The organism is Mesorhizobium sp. M8A.F.Ca.ET.207.01.1.1 (assembly GCF_004794715.1).
Classification (GTDB): domain Bacteria; phylum Pseudomonadota; class Alphaproteobacteria; order Rhizobiales; family Rhizobiaceae; genus Mesorhizobium.
The window spans coordinates 176,924-197,300 of sequence record NZ_SRUS01000012.1; the positions used below are offsets into that span (position 1 = coordinate 176,924).

Consider the following 20,377-nt stretch of genomic DNA (forward strand, 5'->3'; position numbering starts at 1 on the left):
TCCGAGCCCGCACCATGCGACCTCGATGGCGATCGCGGGGCCGAAGGCGGCCGCAGCCGCATCGCTTGCGACCGCAGCAAAGCGGAGGATGGCGCAGGCGCGCGTTTCTTGGTTCCGCGAGGAATGGCCTTGCCCAGGGGAAGAAACGCGCGACGCGCCATTGTGGCAGAGGCGGTCGAGGCTTCAGCCGTCCTTGGGCCAGATCAGCCAGTTCGAGAGGTCGTTGGTGCGCTCTATGAAATGAGGGAGAGAGGCGACGGCAGCACTGGCCATCAAGAGATATGAAGCGCGTTAGTGGCCCATATCTCCACCGAAGGCGATTTGGCGAGATCTAAAAGAAAGCTTGCGCCGATCCGGCACCAGCCGCACACGGTCGTATACAGCGAATGTCTCGTTTGGGGCCGGAAGCTGCTTGGCAGATTTCGGAAAGACGCAGCGAGACCAAACGTCCGCACAGATGGCGCAGGCTGATCTATCTCACCGAATCCCAGACGAGCGACAGCAAGAGGTTAGCGCTCGCGAAGCGCCCCGATGGTATCGAGCACTCGTACGATCTTGTCGGCACCCTCAGGGGTCTTGTCCCATAGGCCGCGTAAGCTCGCCTGCAACTTCGTCCAGGCGGCAGTTTCGGCGTTGGGCTCGATCACGGTTGAGTCCATTTCCAGCCCCAATACCTTGCAAATTTGCACCACGCTTTCGCTGATGCGGCGAAACTTGCCACGCGTGATGCGGCCGACCTGGCTGGCATGCACCCCAACTACAGCGCCGATCTGCGTGTCAGTGAGTGCGCAATCGGTGCGCGCTGCGACGATTCTTGCGCGGAGTACAGAAATCTGATTTTCATTTGCCTTCATGCAGATTTGCATGTAACAAAATGTGCAAATTTGCAAGAGGCACATGATGGCAGATGAAATCCGCTTCTATCGAGCCAGCGAGCGGCCCTACGGTGCGTTCAGCAATCTTTATCGGTGCGAAATCGAGTTTGAGGGTCAGCGCTTCGCCACGAGCGAGCATGCCTACCAGGCGGGGAAGCCGCGCAAGAAGGCTGTCCGCGACTGGCTGATGAGTGCGCCGTCCCCGGCATTACTAGCGATGGCCGCGCACGGCCTGTATTATTGGGATGTCGCGCCAGGCTGGTCGGTCGGCAAATTCGACCGAATGCGCGGGGTGCTCCGGGCCAAGTTCGAGCAGCATCCCGACCTGCGCAATCTGCTGCTCTCTACAGGCGATGCTCGTTTGGTGGAGAGCGCCACCGTCGACAATGATGTCAATCGCCTTTGGGGCGAAGTGAACGGGGTCGGCAAGAATATGCTCGGCGTGCTGTTGATGGAGTTGCGCGCGCAGTTCCGCCGCGAAACGCCGGTGGCGGCGGCGGCCTAGGTCGGGAAATCGCGACGCGCATGCTCTAGGATGGACCGCACATAAGAGACGTCGCGCTGCCGGAACACGCCCCGCGCGCCGGCAAATGCGCAATTTTCCGCCGCGAGCCGCTGGCCGGCGACTACGCCGCCCATCAGGTCATGGATATCCAGGGCCGCGAGCCGCGGCGTGGCTCGGGCCAATAGCCAGTCGATCAGCCCGACGCTCACCATGTCGCCTGATCCGCAAGTGTCCGTCACCTGCTTGGCAGGATAGGCCGCACACCAGATCCGCTCACGACCGTGACGGAGTTCGAGGCCATCGGCGCCGTAAGTAACGATCGCCATTGCCGCGCTGGCAGCTACCTTATCGTCGAGCTCGGGGCCCAAACGATCCGAGGAATATTTAAGCACGCTAGTGATCGCGAGCGCTTCGTCGAATAGCGCGTGATCGATGTCGGACGGTTCGAAATAGATTATCGCACCGCCATGGTAAGCCTGCGCCATCGCGTCGAGGATCGCCGGCGACAGGCGATCAGTGTAAAAGAGTGTGCAATTTTCTAACGCGACCATCGCAGATTGCAGCTCCTCGTGGCCGATCGGCTGATAGCGCGGATATTCCTCGAAAGTGTCGCAGCAGGTGAAACTGAAGCTGTGATGGCCTGAACGGGTGTCGAGTTCCTGGCGCAAGACCGGAGAGCGGCGTCCAGGATGACGATGGATGTAGCGTGTATCGGCGCCGGCGATCTCAAACTCGGCAAGCAACTGCTCACCGATCTCATCCAGCCCAAGTGCCAAAACCGGCGTGACCTGCCTTTGAAGCATGGCAAGCGACACGAGCACGTTGCCACACGACCCGCCAAGCGCCTCGGCGGTAAGATCGCCGTCGGCGTAAAGCCGATCGAGCACCGTAAAACCGGTGCCGACGACATCAATCACGTCACGTTGTGGGATCATAATGTTCTGCAATTGCACTTATTTCGGCAAAGCTGTCGAGTCCCAATGAAGACACATCTATACGAACGCATCCGTCACCATCACGTTCCAAGGCCTGGAGCAGGCGCAGCAGCGCCTCGGGACCGGTTAGCGTCTTGCCGAACAGAGTCCAGCAACCGTCGTGGCGGTCGCAGACCGTTCCAACGCTGATCCCATGGGCGTGCGATAGCAACTCATTGTCATTACCATCGCGCCCGCCACTATCGCCGATGCACAAAATTGCTAAGTCGTTCGGCAACGTCTGCCGCACGCGGTCGACGACGCTGAGCTTGCTGGTGCCGGCCGCAAAGAAATCGATGCTGTGGCCTGAGCGCCTAAACCGAACGGCGCCGGACGCGATGGACGGACAGTCTGCGAGAGCCGCCGGAAAGGCCAAGCGATCAGCGAGATTATCGAGCTTGATCGAAATTTGCACGTCGCTGAACCGCCCCTCGAAAGCTCCAGAGAATAATTCGGGATGTGATTCGAGCCAAGCGTAGCTTTGCGCCAGGTCTGGATCGGACGCTGGTCGATCCACCTCGATGTCGATGCTGAGAGGCTGTATATAAGCACCGTTGTAATAGCCGACGAGCACGTGATCGCGCATCGTCACCGGAAGTACGGCGCTCAGCGCCTTGCCACCCGACCCGCCGCGCCCGGTGGCGATCGCAATGCGCACGCCAATCGCATGGAGGCGTACAAGCTCATCGACGATAGCAGTCCGGGGATGTCCGAAACGCTCGTCATCAGAAATGATCGTGCCGTCATAGTCGAGGACGATCGCGCCGACCCGAGCGTCCGCAAGCACGCCGCGTCGCGCGGCGCAGGCAGCCCGGATACAGACGTGATTGTCGGTCACATCATCGCGCTCGAGTGCGGCCGAGCGCTTTTGTCGGACCGCTGGCCCAAGCTCACGCGCAAGAGCGAGTAATCCGTCTTCCTCGTAGAGGTTTCGGCCAAAATCGCCGATACCCGGCTTTCCTGGATCGATGCCGGTCGCGGCCCCGATCGCCTCGACGATTACTAGGCCTTCGACAATCCCGGCCGCTGTGCGCATGCGCCCGGCATTGCCGAAGTCGAAGACATGGCGCCGTAGCGCCTGTGGCAACAGGGAGTTCGCGCGCTCCCATATCTCGCGGCTATCATCGCCGATCAGCCCGAGGATGACGGTTCGTTCGCCTCTATGATGCAGCCAGGTGTGGCGACCATGGGCGAAGTTGCGGAGGTCGGTTCGCTGGATCGGGCACAGCGCAGCCTCCCAGGCGGAGGTCTCGATAAGCTCGGCGACGGCACAAAGCTGGGGATCGGCGACGATCAGCAGGACATCGTCACTCCGCACATCGGCGAGTTGAGCCTGCATGGCCTGCCGGGTTGCTGGGTGCATCCACTCGCGCAGACGTTTGATTACAGCTGCAACGAGCGCCTCGCCCAATGGATCGGCCGATACCAGATCGCTGGCGAACAAGAGTGCGAGGACCGAACCAATGAGCGAATGGGTGGCGAGAAACCCGTCCTTCGCATCGGCGACCGGAATGCTGGTCACTGTGTTGCCAGGGTCTGCGGAGATGGCCTGAACCGCAGCGCCAGTGGCGTTGCGCGTCAGTAGATGGATTTGTGCGGCACCGCGCGAGCGAGCGGCGGCCACACTGGCGATGCTATCGGCATTGTCGGCGCCGGCGCTGAATAACCAGACATCACTCTGCTTAAGTTCGTCGTTGGCGAGGACGAATTCGGCTGGGGTCACTACGTGGGTTGCTGCTTCGAACAGCGTTTCCCTACACCGCGCGAAGTACTGCGCTGTGATCGCCGAGCCACCGGACCCAATCGCCACCACCTGGCGGTGCCGACTTTGCCGAAGCGCCTCGGCCAGCACGCGCAAATCCGCGCTCGCGACCAACTCGGCGGTGCGCAGCAGCGTGTCGAGCTTTTCGGCGAATCGGGTCATACTGCTTTGTCCCTCACTGTCTCAGCGGTATCTGGCGCAGCGGCCGGTGCGGCGGATGCAGCGCCAAGTTCGCTATAGGCAGGGCCGGACAGGAGCAGGTGGACGCGCATGTCGGGTGTCGCCGCGACCGCGGGCTTTTCCGGATCGAAGTCGTAGCGCACAGTCTCGATATACTGGACGGGAAGGTCATGTTCGATCGCGGCCATGAGCGCCCCTGCGGCCATTACACGGCTGCCGACGGGGGAGAGGATGATCGACGGTACGAATACCTGCTCGACCGCGTCGGAGTAGCGTTTGGTGAGTATGCTCAAGGTCCGATAGCAATCCAACGGGTTGGATTCGGAGACATATACGAGATCACGCGGGTCCACCTGCCACTCGTCTACGAGCTGAGCCTCATATTCGGCGATCAGCGCGTCCGCCCGGCGCGGATCGCGTGCCGGGAACGGCACTACCGGACAGATCTTATAGGTGCCGCGGATCGAACGGCCGATATCAGTGAGCGCGCGTGTGCGCCCTTTGGCCAGTTGTGGGACCCAGATTCGCGCGATCTCCAGCTTCGCGTCGCTTTGGTCGGTGCCGGCAAAGCCACGAACGGCAATCGGACGATCACCCGGTTCGCTCGCAATGGCATCGTCCAGCTCTGGGTTAGACGCGATCATGATGTGGAAAGCGATGCCGCAGCTCTCACAATAGTCGAGCAGGAGGCGCGCGGCGGGAAACGCGACGCCGATCGAGAGCGCTGTCATGTCGAGCACGATGTCGGTGGTTTCAGCGGCGATGCTGTGACCACGGATGACCGAAGCGATGCGCGCTCCGGCGATCGGCGCATTATCGTTGCCGAAAATATCAACCGTGGCAATTTCGCAACCGGGCACTAGGCCTCTAAGTAGTACAGCGTTCTGATCGGCCGCCGCGACGAGACTCGCGTCCGGGGTACCTCGCTCCTCCCGGATGAATAGGCCCTTGAGACGTTCACCAAGATGACCGGCGAGAAGCGTCGCGATACCGAGCGATCGGGGGTCGAAGCCCGCGGCGGCCACCAGCAAGCAATGGACGTCTGTGCGCCCAAAGTATTCCCCTGCGAACACGTCGACCTGCGCATCGAAGTGGGCGATGCAGTTTTCCCAATGGTTATGCGCCATCCTAGCCCCCCTGCTCGCGCAGATAGCCAACATCGCGCTCGAGGAAGCCGCCCCGGTGCAAGGTCAGCCCATGCGAGAGTGCGACCACGCCGCTGAGCTCGATGAGGCACCAGTTCTTGCTTCCTTGGCCATAGTCCCGAGTGACCTCGATCGCGCCATGGGCGACGGCATATTTGAGGATGAGCGCAAGCTCGTCGTTTGAGAGTAGAAGCTTGGCCATCTCCTCTTCCAGAACACCAACCGCATTCGCGCCGGCACCGAGACGGGCGTGGGGCAGCAGCGAGACTTCACGGCAGTCCGACGCGATGCCATCGACCATCGCGCGGACACGGCGTGCGAAGGGGAACGCCCAACCATCCATTATTTCTACAGCCTTGGCGCTCAGCACATCCTGTTGTGCACTCGCCGGGAGCGCCAGCGCTCGTCCCCGGATCGCTTGGGTTTCCATGCGTGCGACTAGCGCGCCGGCGAGTTGGAGGAACAGCTCGGCATTTTCGTTGCTTGCGTCGCACAGCGTGTCGAAACCGTAGTGGAAGGCACGCCCGCTCAGCGCGTGGAGGTGCAGCCTGGCGGCCTCGGCGACCGGCGCATTCGCCTTGAGCGGTGTCCGCGGCTCTGGATCAAAGTCCTCGAACAGTGATACCTGCTGATCGGAAACGCGGTTGGCGTAACGCGCCATCAGGACTCGGACCATGGCAAGGGCGACCTCCGGCTCACGGTCGCCAGATTGCGTCCCCGCAAGATAGCCGGCCACCAGTTCCTCGATCGAGATGCGCCGCGCCGGAGTTACGTCGAAGCGCTGCTGATCGCGCTCGACGAGAGCCGCGAGTTCGCGCAGCTTCGCCTCAGACAGGCGTGGTGGTTCGTCGGGGACAAGCCGTCGAAATGGCGGAAGGTTGCGATTGCGGAAGGCGGTGACGCGCGGGAGGTAGCGGTCTGCCATGTCCGCCGCCATGTCGCGGAAGCGCCGCCGCTCCTTGTCGCGGCTTTCGCCGCCCTGCATGAAGATATCGACATAGTCGCGGTCGGGCTTGAGATTATGCGTGGCGACACTACGAGCCGACCGGAACACGGCGCCAGGGCTGAGGGCGTCGAGCCGCATCATCAGCCAGCGTCCGAATTTGATCTCTCGTCGCGCGAGCGCGGTGAAGATCTGCTCGAACTGGTCTGGGTGAAGCGCGTGTACGTCGTCTAGGATAGCGAGCGGCTTGACCGTCAGACGCTCTCCCATCCACGGAATATCGATCTCCTGGATGCATTCGAAAGGCTGATAGGGTTCAGTCGCTGCCTTCGGCAATTTGTCGATGTCGGGCGGCAGCAAGCTCGCTCCGATTGAATAGATGGCGCGCTGCACTTCGAGCGCGCGGTCGCGAATGCCGGTCGCGGTCAGCCCGCCGATCTGCTCGAGGTGCGCTTCCGATGCGTCCCGGGCGATGAAGCGAATCTCCTCGAGCCGGCGATGGTCGCCATTGGTTAGGCCGCGCAGCAGAGCGAGCATAGTGCGCGCCTGGACCAGCCACAGGGCGAGTTTGGTTTTGACGCTGTCCTCATAGGGCAACTCCCAGAAGTCGCGATACTCGGATTCCATAGGAATGCGGACAGCTGCGACCCCGGGTTTCCCGTCTTGCAGAAACCCAGCGCCGGCGAGGGCTATGGAAAGCTGCTTGTTAGTGTCGTTGGTGGGGTCGCGCAGGATCGTTTCGACGAGGCGAAACTCGGCCAGCATGGCCAGCATGGTTTTGCCGCTTCCCGGCGCGCCGACAATGCGGATGGGCAGATCAAAAATGTCGGCCTTGCGAGGATGCTCGGCCAGGAATGTGGTGAGTGGCGCCGGACTCACGATCTCCAGGAAAGTAGTGTCGTCACGAATGTATTCGGTGGCGCGGCGGAGAAATGGATTTGCCATGGTCAGCCGTGCCTATCACGCCGACGAAACAAGGGCTGCATCGCGTGACCATTTTCATTGGTCGTTTCCGCCCAGAGTAGTGGAATGCTGTTGTTAGGTGTGTTGTGCTCAAGGATAAGCGGCAAGGCGCAGTCGGCATAACCCATCTTGAGATCGGCCTGCTCTGCCTCGCCAGCATGTTCGATCAGCCGAAGGTAGAGAGCGTGATTATAGTACTTTTCGCAAAGCGCGATGACGGCGTCGTCAGCGCCTGGATTGAGTTTGAGCGAGGCGGGCAGCAAGGTGCCCTGGGTCACATCGATTGACCCGAAGGTTCGGTCCGCCCATTCGAGATTGGCCAATTTGGTGCGTTGGAGTAGCGCCTCGTGCGCCTGGGTGGTCGAGATATAATGATGAATATGCAGCGCGTAATTCTCGACGATCGGAAAGGTCTTTCCCTGTGCCTCAACCGCCTTGCGCGCACCGATCAGCATGTCGTTGAATTTTTGCAGCTTGCCCTTCCACTCGCCATCCTTGAAGCGAATGAAGGTCGTACCTGAGCCGGTGAAATCGTCGATCAGGTAGACATGCTCGAACTGCTCGTCGCCAGCGTCGGCTTCCTTGATTTTCTTCGCAAGATCGAGCCATTTCTCGATGCCGATATTCATCATCGGCACGACCTGCTCCTGGGTGATGCGGCCGCTGTTGGCGCGCCGCATGATGTCGATACGGCTGCCGTCGCTCATGCCTATGAATAGCGAGCGTCGCTTAATCCGCTTGAAGGCTGCGACCCCATCGCTGCTGCCCCAAACCTCATGGGGTGGGATGCCGGCCTGCTTGGCGGCAAGGCGCCGCAGATGCGGCGTCACCGTTTCTGGATAAAAGGCCTCGATCACGCGATAAAGCTCTGCATTGGAGATGTAGACGAGCCGGTGCTTAATGAAATCATAGGCCGTCTGGCGGTCCTCGGCATCGAACTGTTTCAGCCAGATTGCCAGGTTTTCGATAAAGCGGGATCCCGCTCGGAAATCGCTGTAGCCGTCATATTTAGTCGAGGCCATTAGCCGCAGCCAAGTATACTCGGCCGTCGCCACGCCGTCATCGGTCCAGTTCATGATTTGCGCAATAAGGCGCAGGCCGAGCAGGTTCATCGGCACCACACCGTAACATGTTCAAATATCGTCTCGCGCACGGAATCTCCCCCTGGAGAGTTTGTAGCGAATTGCACATCGTTGGCAAAGCAATTGAGTCGCGCTTTCAGTGGAATGATGCGTACTCTCGAAATGGAGGAGAAATCGATCAGATTATGCTGCGACTACGGCTTCACACGTCAATCGGCCCAAAGCTACGATTGGGAACGCCCAAAAAAACAGTGAACGAGTGAATGCGGCAGGAATACTGAACGATCGTCTGCTTCTGGAGTCGCGCTATGACGGGCTGAACGGCTGAGATGAGGCTTAACGCCGCCCTTGTGTTGTCGAAGCAGCCTGTAATTTCGCAAGCGGCGCCGCGAAACACGCCAGCGGCTCGCTGATGCCCACTTGACTCTCGTTCACCAATCGTAGAACAAATAGAGAACATTCTTATATACGCTTTCTTGGAGGTCAACCACCATCTTGCGGCCGGAGCCCGCCATAGAGTCATTGCGCGCGCGGATCGAGAAGATCGAGGGCCGAGGCCGGCGCGCCATATCTGTACTTCCTTTCGGAATAGCCGAAATCGACGCACGACTCCCGGGCGGCGGACTGGCGCTCGGCGCGCTGCATGAAATCGCAGGCGGCGGCAATGGCGCCATCGACGGTGCGGCAGCAGCGCTGTTCGCCGGCGGTGTGGCGGCGCGAACGCGGGGCAAGGTCTTGTGGTGCATCACCCGCCCAGACTTGTTCGCCCCAGCGCTGGCGCAGGCCGGCCTCAAACCTGACCGGGTCATCTATGTTGAGGCCGGCGACGACAAGACGATCCTCGCCTGCATGGAGGAAGGCATCCGGCATGGCGGGCTGGGCGCGGTCGTCGGCGAGGTCGCGCGCCTGACCATGACCGCTTCGCGGCGGCTGCAGCTTGCCGCCGAGGAAGCGCACACGATCGGCATCGCGCTGCGGAGATGGCGGCGGCAGGCGGAGGCGGCCGATTTCGGGCAGCCGACGGCAGCCATGACACGCTGGCGCGTCTCGGTCCTGCCATCGGCGCCATTGCCTGTACCTGGCGTCGGCCGTCACCGATGGCTGGTCGAATTGATCCGCGCCCGCGCGGGCGAAAGTGCCGATTTCGAATTGGAGGCGTGCGATGGCACGGGTTGTCTCGCTGTTCCTGCCGACCTGGCCGACCGACAGGGTGCGGCGCAAGGCCGGCGATGGGGCGCCTCCAGCTGAGGCTCCGCTCGTCCTGATCGGCCGCGATAAAAACAGGCGCTTGGTGCTCGCCGCCGACGCCGCCGCACTCGTCGCCGGCCTGCGCCCCGGCATGCCCGTGACGAAGGCGCAGGTGCTGGTGCCGGACCTCGCGATCCAGGACGCCGATCCGCAAGCGGATGCCAAGGCGCTCGAGCGGCTCGCCGTCTGGATGCTTCGATTTGCACCGATCCTAGCGCCCGACCCTCCCGACGGGATCGTCATCGACACGACCGGCGCCGACCATCTCCATGGCGGCGAGGCCATGATGCTCGAGGGCATGGTCGGACGTCTGGCCATGTCCGGCATCGTCGCCCGCGCCGCGATCGCGGACAGCTGGGGTGCGGCGCATGCAATGGCCCGCTATGGCGGCCATCGCATCCGCATCGCACCGGCCGGCCATGGTCAATCGATCCTCGAACCGCTCGCGCTCGAGGCGTTGCGGATCGCGCCTTCGACGGCGGCCGAACTGCGCAAGCTAGGCTTCCAACGGATCGGCGATCTCCTGAAACAGCCGCGCGCCCCGCTTGCGTTGCGCTTCGGTCCGGAGATCGGCCGTCGTATCGATCAGGCCCTTGGCGCCGTCGCCGAGCCGATCGACCCGGTTCGTCCGCCGGACATCATCGAAGTCCGCCGCGCCTTCGCCGAGCCTATCGGCGCGGCCGAGACAATCGCGCGCTACATCGGCAAGCTCGTCGCCCAGCTCTGCAACCTGATGGAACAGCGCGGCATCGGCGCGCGCCGTCTCGATCTCATCTGCCGGCGCGTCGACAGCCATGCCCAGGCGATCCGTGTCGGCATGGCGATGCCCGTTCGCGATGCCAAACGGTTGACGCGGCTGCTCTGTGACAAGATCGAGACCATCGCGGCCGGCTTCGGCATCGAGATGATGATCTTGGCGGCGACGGCGGCTGAGCCTCTGGAGCGCAGCCAGGCCGTGAGTTCCCTCGTCGAGGAGACCGTGCCCGACGTCTCCGAACTCATCGATACGCTGATGAACCGCGTCGGCGAGCGCGCCGTCTATCGGCTTGCACCCGTCGCCAGCGACGTGCCGGAGCGTTCGGTTGGCAAGATTCCGGCGATGGCGGCCGACACCGGCGCGAGCTGGCCCGGTCACTGGCCGCGGCCCTCGCGCTTGCTGGCGCAGCCGGATCCGGTCGAGACGGTGGCGCTGTTGCCCGACCATCCGCCAGTGTCCTTCACCTGGCGAGGGGTGCGCCGACGCGTGAAGCGCGCGGACGGTCCGGAGCGGGTCTTCGGCGAATGGTGGAAGCGCGACGCCGAGCTTGTCGCGGTGCGCGACTATTTCAGGGTCGAGGACGAAGCCGGCGAGCGCTACTGGCTCTACCGCGCCGGCGACGGCGAGGATGCGGCAACGGGCTCGCACCGCTGGTTCCTGCACGGAGTGTTCGGATGAGCGAGGTCCGTTATGCCGAATTGCAGGTCACCTCGCATTTCAGCTTCCTGCGCGGCGCCTCCTCGGCCGAGGAGTTGTTTTCGCAGGCAGCGCTGCTCGGCATCGAGGCGCTGGCCGTCGCTGATCGCAACAGCCTCGCCGGCATCGTGCGTGCCCATGAGGCCGCCAGGACGACTGGCGTGCGGCTCATCGTCGGCTGCCGGCTTGACCTCGATGACGGCACGTCGCTGCTTGTCTACCCAACGGATCGCGACGCCTATTCCAGGCTGTGTCGGCTGCTCTCGCTTGGCAAGGGACGCGCCGGAAAAGCGAAATGCCGGCTGGCGTGGAGCGACGTCGTCGCCTATGGCGCCGGCCTCATCGCCGTTCTCCTGCCCGATCTGGCCGATGAGACCCTGGCGCTGCGCCTCAGGCACCTGCGCGAGGCATTCGGCGATCGGGCGTACATGGCGCTGACGCTCAGGCGCCGGCCCAACGATCAGCTTCGCATCCACGACCTGGCGGCACTTGCCCTCAAGATGAAGGTGGCGTGCGTCGTCACCAACGACGTGCTCTTCCACGAGCCAGGCCGCCGCACCATGCAGGACGTTGTCACCGCGATCCGGCACAATGTTACCATTGACGCGCTCGGCGACCGCCGCGAGCGGCATGCAGACCGCCATCTCAAGCCGCCGCAGGAGATGCACCGGCTTTTCGCGCGCTACCCGGAGGCGCTGGCGCGCACCATCGAGATCGCCAACCGCTGCCGCTTTTCGCTCGACGAACTCGCCTACCAATATCCGGAGGAGCGCGACGACCCGTCTTTGACACCGCAGCAGGCGCTCGAAAAGCTGACCTGGCAGGGCGCCGACTCCCGTTACCCCGAGGGTTTGCCTGACAGCGTCATCGCGTCACTGCGCCACGAATTGCGGCTGATCGAGAAGCTCGATTATGCGCCCTACTTCCTGACCGTGAACGCCATCGTTCGCTTCGCGCGGTCGAAGGACATCCTTTGCCAAGGCCGTGGCTCGGCCGCCAACTCCGCGGTCTGCTATGTGCTCGGCATCACCTCGATCGATCCCGGCCGCAACGATCTCTTGTTCGAGCGTTTCGTCTCCGAGGAACGCCGCGAGCCCCCGGATATCGACGTCGATTTCGAGCACGAGCGGCGCGAGATCGTCATGCAGTGGGTGTTCGACACCTATGGCCGTGACCACGCGGCATTGTGCTCGACGGTGGTCCGCTATCGCACCAAGGGCGCGCTGCGCGATGTCGGCAAGGCGCTCGGCCTGCCGGAAGATCTCATCCGCACTTTGTCCGGCCAAGTTTGGGGCTGGTCTGAAGAGGGCGTCGAGGAACGCCATGTCGAGGATCTAAACCTCAACCTCGCCGATCGCCGCCTGCGGCTGACGCTCGACCTCGCCCGTCAGTTGATGGGCGCCCCCCGCCATCTCAGCCAGCATCCCGGCGGCTTCGTGCTTACCCACGACCGCCTCGACGACCTGGTGCCTATCGAACCGGCCAGCATGAAGGACCGCCAGGTGATCGAATGGGACAAGGACGATATCGACGCGCTCAAATTCATGAAGGTCGACGTGCTGGCGCTCGGCATGCTGACCTGTATGAAGAAGGGCCTTGATCTTCTCGCTGACTGCAAGGACATCCGGCTCGACCTTGCGACCATCCCGGCGGAGGATCCGCGCACCTATGCCATGATCCGCAAGGCCGATACGCTCGGCACCTTCCAGATCGAGAGCCGGGCGCAGATGTCCATGCTGCCGCGGCTGAAGCCGAGGACCTTCTACGATCTGGTGGTGCAGGTCGCGATCGTTCGTCCCGGGCCGATACAGGGCGATATGGTCCATCCCTATCTGCGCCGGCGGGAAGGCCTGGAGCCGGTGCATTATCCGAAGCCGGAGCTCGAAAAGGTGCTCGGCAAGACGCTCGGCGTGCCGCTGTTCCAGGAGCAAGCAATGCGCGTCGCCATCGAATGCGCCGGCTTCACGCCGGGCGAAGCGGACATGCTTCGCAAATCGATGGCCACCTTCAAGTTCACGGGCGGGGTTTCGTCATTCAAGACGAAGCTGATTGAGGGCATGGTAGACAATGGCTATGAGCGGGGGTTCGCCGAGCAGACCTTCAGGCAGCTCGAAGGTTTCGGCTCTTATGGTTTTCCTGAGAGCCACGCCGCCTCATTCGCGCTGATCGCCTATGCCTCGGCCTGGCTCAAATGCTGGCACCCGGACGTTTTCTGCGCTGCACTCCTGAACAGCCAACCGATGGGCTTCTACGCACCGGCGCAGATCGTGCGCGACGCGGCCGCGCACGGCATCGACATCCGGCCGGCCTGCGTCAACGCCTCGCGCTGGGAGTGCACGCTCGAGCCTGTTTCCGATGACGCAGGCTTCGCCGTTCGGCTTGGGCTGCGTATGGTGCGCGGACTTGCCAACACCCACGCCAGCAAGATCGTCACGACACGCGCCGATCAGCCGTTTGCCTCCGTCGACGATCTCTGGCGCCGCGCCGGCGTGCCGCAGGCCGCACTTGTCCAGCTCGCGGAGGCCGACGCGTTCCGGCCAGCACTTGGTCTCGCGCGGCGCGAGGCGCTGTGGGCGATCAAGGCACTGCGCGACGAACCCCTGCCTCTATTCGCTGCTGCGTCGGCCAAAGAGGCCAAGATCGTGCCCGAGATCAACGAACCGGCGGTGGCGCTGCGACCGATGACCGCCGGCGGCGAGGTCGTGGAAGACTACCGCCACATCGGCCTGACGCTGCGCAGCCATCCGATCTCTTTCCTTCGTAATGACCTGCGCCGCCGCAGCATAGTTTCCTGCGCAGAGGCGATGGAAGCCCGCGACGGTCGATGGCTGGAAGCGGCGGGCATAGTGCTTGTCCGGCAGCGCCCGGGCTCGGCAAAGGGTGTGATGTTCATCACGATAGAGGACGAGACCGGAATCGCGAACCTCGTCGTCTGGGCGAAAGTGTTCGAGCAGCACCGGCGCACGGTGCTGTCGGCGGGCATGGTCGCGGTCCGGGGGCGCATCCAGCGCGAAGGCGGGGTGGTCCACCTCGTCGCTCGCAAGATCAGCGATCTATCAACCGAGCTCGCCAGCGTCGGCGAACGCGAGGGCAGCTTTCCGGTGCCGTACGCCCGCGGCGACCAGATATCCAATGGCGGCTCCGGGCCCGATCCGCGCGAGCTACCGCCCAAGGGGCTGCGCAGCCGCGATATCTATATTCCCGATCTTCACATCGACAACATCAAGGTCAAAACGCGGGATTTCAGGTAGGCTGGGTCCGACAGCTCGGGATCATTTGAAGGCGTTGGAATCCCGGGTTAGATTCTAACGATCTTTTGCCCGACAGACGAAGCTCCTCTCCCAGCTGGATTGCATATCAAGCGGGATTGTATCGGACCGGAACCAATTCAAGCCTTTGCCGGATCAAGCTTCGAAGAAGGTGACATCGCCGCTGCCGCCGACCACCGCGAGCTCGTGATCGGAGAAAAAATGGACGCCAGACACGATCGTTGAATTACCGGAGCCGACATCGAGTTCTTGAATCACTTGAAGATCGCGCGTGTCGAGCAGAACCACGCTGCTCTCTTGCGTCGCGATCGCAAGGATCGGCAGCGTGGGCGCGTGGGCGCACGCGTGATAGTCCGGGACTTTCAAACTCTCGGTGAGTGCCCTGTGCACGCGCCGCTTTAATTTCGACGGCTCGAAGATGAACAGGCGGATAGCCTCGTCCTCCGCGAAGTTAAGCAACCGCGCACGAATGCCTGCGGCAGTTTTGAAACCCCGGTCTGGAAGGAGTTCCGCAATCACCTGCCCCGACCGGTCCAGCTTCAATGCGACGCCCCCTTGGCCTACAACAAAAACGCAGTCGCCGTCTGGGGCGACCGCCATCGCGTTGACATGATGCCTGACCGTAGCGATCTCGCTTATGGGTGTGTTCAGATTTTGCGGATCGATTTCGCAGATTCTGCCATCGCCGCCAGCGACCCAGACAAGACCACCAGGCATGTAAGTGCAGCAGTAGACGTCAAAGCCTACCTCATAGCGAGCGACCTCCTCGATATGGTGGATATCAACTCTGAGGCAACTGACAATACCGTTGCCGAAGTAGGTAATGCCATTCGCCGACGGGGAGGCAGTCAACCCGAACGAATGCTCCATTTGGAGGTCCAGTAGAGGTTTATTGCCAGCGCCCGCTACGTACAGCGCGCCGCTTGAGCCGGCGAGCAGAAGCAGCTTGTCGCAATATGCCGCCCCCATTAGGTGGTCCTTGCCGTGATATCGAACTTTCGCAAAGCCACCGATGCCAACGCTCCAGGACATTGCGTCGCCAACTCCAACGATGAGGGTACGGCGCGTAGTGTCGGCCGCTGCCCAGGCGCCGACACTGAAATGCTCGGGGTTGGGCACGCCATGTCGTTGGATCGCTGCGAAACGCGGCAGGTCGGTAAATGAAAGGGTTCGTGCGAGGCTGGAATAGGTCCAGGGCTGCTGATCATTTCGTTGAGCGACGACGTCCTGCGACACGCGCCGGAAGCACTCATCCACAGTGAGGCTGTGATCCAGCAGATGGCGGCAGAGAGCGTTTGAGAATGCGCTGCCCATCCCTTTGGCGCCGTCGCCAGCGTCCCTCGTGGCGCTCGTAGCATAGGCCAGCAGAAGGTTTGACCAACTGCGTTCGTCAGCGACCAGCTCCTCCAGATCGTTCGACGTGCGCCTGGCTTCGTCGGGATCGTGCGGCCAGTTCCGGCACGCATCGAGCACGATTATGCGGGACGCAGCGCCGCCCGTGGCCTCCACGAAGGTGTTCAAACTTGTGGCGGTGTAGCGCAGGCCAGCGGCGGTTGGCGGGAAACAGAAGTCGATCGGGAGGAAATAGCCCCGACCATGGCGTTCGACGGCATGCCCGGCCAAAAAGATCACCGCGAGTTCCGCTGTCTGCGCCAACTCCTTAAAGTTGGTGAGGGCGGCGTCTATAGCCGCCAGGCTAGGGTCAAAGACGGTCGTCACGGCAAAGCCGCGATCGCGCAGCGCGTCAGCGGCGTGACCTGCATCGCTTGTCGCGTTCTCCAACTCCTGACCCGGATAAGCGATTGCTCCGATCACAAGCGCGTGGCGTCCGTTCATGATTTTGCACCCAGCGCTCCAGCCCGCCGCAGATGAGCTGCCGTAGCCAACCCCGACTCGACGTTAGCCGACCTGCTCGACGGTGAGCGAGCCAGCTTGGAACGACCTGATCAACGACTTTGCCGAGACCAGCGGATCGAGCCAGCTCGCCCAGTCCTTCCGGTCTAGTATCACGATCTGCCGGTCATGATAGGGGGCGATGTCCGGACCGGGTTCCATCGTAAGCATCGTAAACGCTTCACCGACATCATTGGTCTCGCGCCAGATTCCGGCGATGCAGAAGATCGGCTCGTCGCGCTTGGTGAAGAGCCACTTGTCCTTGCGCTTCTTGCCCTTCTCCGTTGGATCGGTGAACTCGTAAAAGCCATCGGCGGGAATGAGGCAGCGCTTCGAGGCGAACTCGCGACCGTCCGAGCGAAAGTTGTAGACCGGCCGCTTGTTTTGTCCGGGCCAGCTCCACCGGCGCTGAACCAGATCACCCTCCCCGCTCGCCCCGGCGACCGGGCGAATGATCGGCCCTGGATCCGTTATCTTGATATCCTCGCGCGCCTCGATGTTCGGCGCGCCTTCGCTGAAGCGGATCTTGATCTTGAGATCGGCGAAGTCCTCGACGATCGAGGCGACATCCACCATCAGCCGATAATCGTTGCACATGTGTCACCTGTTTCCCGGCGTTGCGCGTCAATCATGTTCCTGTTATGTTCTTTTGACTATGAGCGCAAGAGTTTTCGATTCCGACGCACCGCTCGACGAACGCCGCGTCATCATAAGACGCTATGGCGGCGATGTTGAGATGCTGGAGCTGCCGTGGGGACTCCAACCCAGGGAAGCGGGCGGGCGACCTTTCACGATCGTGCGCGCAGAGGACCGATCGTTTCCGAGCCATCGCTGCCTGGTGCCGGCGTCCGAATTCCGGCACCGCAGCCAGGGGAAGAACTGCAGCTTTCGCCTCGCAAGCGGTGACTGGTTCTACTTCGCCGGCGTCTGGCGGCCAGCGACGCGGGATTGGCCGGAAGCCTACGCAATCCTCACGATCCAGGCCAACGATGATATTGCGCCCTACCATGACCGCCAGATGGCGGTGCTGCGCCGGGACGAGCGCACGGCTTGGCTCGACATGACGCATCCGGAACATGAAGTCCTTCGTCCCCTTCCCGGGAGAAGCTTTGCGATTTCGCGTCTCCGTCAGGGTCGTATGCAGGCTGAATTTGCGATCTGAAGATTGTAGCATCCTTCAGCACGAAGCTCAGACCTTGCCGAAATGACATTGCAAGCAAATGGCCCCTGAACACAGCGCCGACCCGCGCAAGATCATCCATGTCGACATGGATGCGTTCTACGCGTCGGTCGAACAGCGCGACGATCCGGAACTCCGCGGTAAGCCGCTTGCCGTTGGTGGAGCGGCTGCCCGCGGCGTCGTGGCGGCCGCGAGCTACGAGGCCCGCGCCTTCGGCGTTCGCTCCTCGATGCCTTCGGTCACGGCAAAGCGCAAATGCCCCGAGCTGATATTCGTGCCGCCCCGCTTCGAGGTCTACCGGGCAGTCTCAGCTCAGATCCGCGAGGTGTTTGCCGAACATACCGACCTCATTGAGCCGCTGTCGCTCGACGAGGCCTATCTCGACGTGACGCAGAACCGGCTCGACATTGCGTCTGCCACGACGATCGCCGAGATGATCAGGGCAAAGATCCTGCTGGTGACCGGTCTCACCGCGTCCGCCGGCATTTCGTACAACAAATTTCTCGCCAAGATGGCGTCGGACCAGAACAAGCCGAATGGCCAGTTCGTCATCACGCCGCGCCACGGGCCCGCGTTCGTGGAGACGTTGCCGGTCAAGAAATTTCACGGTGTCGGACCCGCGACCGCCGCGAAAATGGAAGCGCTCGGCATCGTGACCGGCGCCGACCTCAAGGAGAGGTCGCTTCCCTTCCTCCAGCAGCATTTCGGCAAGTCAGGGCTCTGGTACTATCAGATCGCGCGCGCCATCGACGAACGCGCGGTCGAGCCGGATCGGCCGCGCAAATCGATCGGCGCCGAGGACACGTTTGCAGCCGACATCGTCGATCTCGAAGCATCAATCGCTGAACTCAAGCCGCTGGTCGCCAAGGTCTGGGGATACTGTGAAGGCAAAGGCATCCGGGGCCGCACCGTCACGCTGAAGATCAAATTCGCCGACTTTCAGCAGATCACGCGCAGCCGCACGGTGGCAGTGCCGATCGAACTTCCTGACTTCGAACATCTCGCGACCGATCTCCTGAGGTCTGTATTCCCGGTGCAGAAGGGAATCCGGCTGTTGGGCGTCACGCTTTCGTCGCTCGGCGATCTGCTGCCGCCCGATCGGCGGCAGCTGCGGTTCGAATTGTAGGGTGTCTCTACGGCAGGGGGAAAGCCGGCTGCAGGCTCTCCGGATCAGCGCGCGTGTGGATCGATTTCGCGGACGATCTCGGAGGCTTCTCCTTCATACTCGTCGGCCGGCACGACGGTCAGCGTACCATCGCCGGCGCGGAAGATCACGATGCTGACCATCAGGCTGGTGGCGAGGCTGAAGGCGAATGCGTTGGCTTCTACGAGGGACATTTTCCGGCTCCTGTTCTGGAAGCGGGGGCGATCCCCGCGTGACAGGCGCCCGATGTGTCCGGCCGAGGGCCGCAATCACCGTGAAGGCAAGGCCGAAACGGCGGCACGCTTTGCGTAGTCCGACCCTTTATGGGTTGATGGCACCAGGCCCTTGGACCGGATCAAGGAATTGCGCCGACAAACGCGGGAACGGTCCCCTGTTCTCCATGCCAGGACGAGATGAGATGTGAACCTGATGGTTCGCCGCCTTGCCTTCAAACGACGCCACATCGGCAGGAGCGGTCGTCCGATCAATGCGTCGGGAGCAACAGAAATCACAGCGCATGACTTGCGGCGAGCGGGCTGGTGGCCCCTTTACGTGGCGCCGAACTTCATCACCGGAATGCCGAGCCTGCGGGCCTTGTCGGCGAGGTTGTCCTGAATGCCCGAGCCGGGGAAATGAATGACGCCAATCGGCAAGGTGTCGAGCATGGCGTCGTTGCGCTTGAAGGGCGCAGCCTTGGCGTGCCTCGTCCAGTCCGGTTTGAAGGCGATTTGTGGCACCTTGCGGCTATGAGCCCATTTGGCCGCGATCAACTCGGCACCTTTTGGTGATCCGCCGTGCAGCAGGACCATTTCCGGATGCTTGCCATGGACCTGGTCGAGCTTGGCCCAGATTAGGCGATGATCGTTGAAATCGAACCCGCCGGTGAAGACGACTTTCGGTCCGGGTGGCAACAGCAGCTGGTTGTCCGCATGCTTCCTCGCGGCAAGGAAGTCCCGGCTGTCGATCATTGCCGCGGTCAGGTGGCGATGGTTGACGACAGAACCCGAACGCGGACGCCAGATCGAGTGGGTGTGCCGCTCGTAGTGCTCGGCGGACTGGTCGCGCATCAATTCGAAGGCGTTGCGGCGTTCGAGCAGTGTCTGACCTTGGGCGATCTGCCGCTCGAGTTCGACCGACTTGACCTCGGATCCATCCTGTTCGCGTTGCAGCCGTTGCTGGCAAAGCTCGTTTTCATCGAGCTCGCGTTCGATCCGCTTGGTCGCGCGATGGAACAGATTGACCGTGCCCCACAGCAGCTCCTCGAGGTCGGGTTCAAGGCGTGTGTCGGCCATCGCCACCAGGAGAGCATCGAAGATGTCGGCGATACTGGCCGCTATGACCCGGCCTTCGGGCAGCGGGCGTGGATCGGGCTCGTCGTCGAAGGGACGGTAGCCGTAGAGCTGAAGCTCCTGAAGGACGTGGTCGGTGGGTGATGATGCGGGTTGCGGCTCGAAGTCGGTATCGTGCTCGGTGCTCATGGCGGCTTGCCTTCGTGGGATCGGCCGCGCCCATCGCGGCCTTCATGGCGACGAAGGCGACGGACGATCCGGACATGCACCCGCAGCGTCAGCGCAGGGCCGGAACGAACGTGAAGGATGGCGAAGCCCGGCTATTTTGTCTCGCGATGGAAAGGCCCGAAGAGGGGGCCCTGCGCATCGCGCGGGGTGGCAAGGGCCGCCGGAAAATAGCCGGGCGCAGCCATTGCCTGTCCGGATCGGCCGTCGTCCGATCGCCCTCTTGAAGGCCGTGGGTCGGCCCTCG

At 62.5% G+C, this 20,377-nt stretch carries 17 protein-coding genes; 7 read left to right on the forward strand and 10 right to left on the reverse strand.

What is annotated here, in order from left to right:
• Positions 1–509: 509 nt before the first annotated feature.
• Positions 510–854, reverse strand: a complete 345-nt coding sequence (locus tag EN850_RS28815) for a hypothetical protein (RefSeq protein WP_135906812.1) — start codon at positions 852–854, stop codon at positions 510–512.
• Between the two features lie 46 nt (positions 855–900).
• Between EN850_RS28815 and EN850_RS28820 the strand changes: the two genes are divergently transcribed.
• Positions 901–1,380, forward strand: coding sequence for an NADAR family protein (locus EN850_RS28820; protein WP_135917363.1), 480 nt, complete (start codon positions 901–903; stop codon positions 1,378–1,380).
• Here EN850_RS28820 and EN850_RS28825 read toward each other — a convergent pair.
• Genes EN850_RS28825 through EN850_RS28845 form a run of 5 tightly spaced genes read right to left on the reverse strand, consistent with a single transcriptional unit; the run spans position 1,377 to position 8,459 of the window.
• A complete protein-coding gene (locus tag EN850_RS28825; protein ID WP_135906810.1) occupies positions 1,377–2,315 on the reverse strand; it encodes a PfkB family carbohydrate kinase in 939 nt (312 codons plus the stop codon). The two genes, EN850_RS28820 and EN850_RS28825, sit on opposite strands and share 4 nt — an antisense overlap.
• The gene (locus EN850_RS28830) at positions 2,299–4,278 is read right to left on the reverse strand and encodes an HAD hydrolase family protein (RefSeq protein WP_135917362.1); all 1,980 of its coding nucleotides are present in this window, start codon (positions 4,276–4,278) and stop codon (positions 2,299–2,301) included. Before EN850_RS28830 ends, EN850_RS28825 begins: the two co-directional genes overlap by 17 nt.
• A complete protein-coding gene (locus tag EN850_RS28835) occupies positions 4,275–5,423 on the reverse strand; it encodes a hypothetical protein (protein ID WP_135917361.1) in 1,149 nt (382 codons plus the stop codon). The genes EN850_RS28830 and EN850_RS28835 overlap by 4 nt, the downstream gene beginning before the upstream one ends.
• 1 nt (position 5,424) lies before the next feature.
• A complete protein-coding gene (locus EN850_RS28840; protein ID WP_135906807.1) occupies positions 5,425–7,329 on the reverse strand; it encodes a hypothetical protein in 1,905 nt (634 codons plus the stop codon).
• Positions 7,330–7,331: 2 nt separating this feature from the next.
• Entirely contained in the window at positions 7,332–8,459 is a 1,128-nt protein-coding gene (locus tag EN850_RS28845; protein ID WP_135906806.1) for a hypothetical protein, read from the reverse strand.
• Positions 8,460–8,924: 465 nt separating this feature from the next.
• Between EN850_RS28845 and EN850_RS28850 the strand changes: the two genes are divergently transcribed.
• The 3 genes from EN850_RS28850 to EN850_RS28860 are packed head-to-tail and all read left to right on the forward strand — an operon-like array spanning position 8,925 to position 14,381.
• Positions 8,925–9,677 (forward strand): ImuA family protein, encoded by a 753-nt coding sequence (locus EN850_RS28850; protein WP_135906805.1) that lies wholly within the window; start codon positions 8,925–8,927, stop codon positions 9,675–9,677.
• Positions 9,592–11,112 (forward strand): DUF6504 family protein, encoded by a 1,521-nt coding sequence (locus EN850_RS28855; RefSeq protein ID WP_135917359.1) that lies wholly within the window; start codon positions 9,592–9,594, stop codon positions 11,110–11,112. The genes EN850_RS28850 and EN850_RS28855 overlap by 86 nt, the downstream gene beginning before the upstream one ends.
• On the forward strand, positions 11,109–14,381 hold the full coding sequence (locus EN850_RS28860; protein WP_135917357.1) for an error-prone DNA polymerase: 3,273 nt from the start codon (positions 11,109–11,111) through the stop codon (positions 14,379–14,381). The genes EN850_RS28855 and EN850_RS28860 overlap by 4 nt, the downstream gene beginning before the upstream one ends.
• A gap of 153 nt (positions 14,382–14,534) precedes the next feature.
• Here the strand turns inward: EN850_RS28860 and EN850_RS28865 are convergent, their stop codons facing one another.
• Both EN850_RS28865 and EN850_RS28870 read right to left on the reverse strand, forming a co-directional pair.
• Entirely contained in the window at positions 14,535–16,235 is a 1,701-nt protein-coding gene (locus tag EN850_RS28865) for a caspase family protein (protein ID WP_135906803.1), read from the reverse strand.
• Positions 16,236–16,298: 63 nt separating this feature from the next.
• Entirely contained in the window at positions 16,299–16,889 is a 591-nt protein-coding gene (locus EN850_RS28870) for an SOS response-associated peptidase (protein ID WP_135917356.1), read from the reverse strand.
• A 58-nt stretch (positions 16,890–16,947) separates the two neighbouring features.
• Here EN850_RS28870 and EN850_RS28875 point away from each other — a divergent pair, with 58 nt between their 5' ends.
• Positions 16,948–17,454 (forward strand): SOS response-associated peptidase, encoded by a 507-nt coding sequence (locus EN850_RS28875; protein ID WP_135917355.1) that lies wholly within the window; start codon positions 16,948–16,950, stop codon positions 17,452–17,454.
• Positions 17,455–17,512: 58 nt separating this feature from the next.
• Positions 17,513–18,598: a DNA polymerase IV gene (gene dinB / locus EN850_RS28880; protein ID WP_135917354.1), complete on the forward strand. Its 1,086-nt coding sequence runs from the start codon at positions 17,513–17,515 to the stop codon at positions 18,596–18,598.
• A 44-nt stretch (positions 18,599–18,642) separates the two neighbouring features.
• On the opposite strand, the gene EN850_RS36520 is transcribed toward dinB, so the two are convergent.
• Positions 18,643–18,810 (reverse strand): hypothetical protein, encoded by a 168-nt coding sequence (locus EN850_RS36520; RefSeq protein WP_189522243.1) that lies wholly within the window; start codon positions 18,808–18,810, stop codon positions 18,643–18,645.
• 354 nt (positions 18,811–19,164) lie between these two features.
• A complete protein-coding gene (locus EN850_RS28885) occupies positions 19,165–20,094 on the reverse strand; it encodes a DUF2493 domain-containing protein (protein WP_135917353.1) in 930 nt (309 codons plus the stop codon).
• A 44-nt stretch (positions 20,095–20,138) separates the two neighbouring features.
• On the opposite strand from EN850_RS28885, the gene EN850_RS28890 reads away from it, so the two are divergent.
• Complete coding sequence (locus EN850_RS28890; RefSeq protein WP_135917352.1) at positions 20,139–20,357, forward strand: hypothetical protein; 219 nt, start codon at positions 20,139–20,141, stop codon at positions 20,355–20,357.
• Positions 20,358–20,377 lie beyond the last annotated feature (20 nt).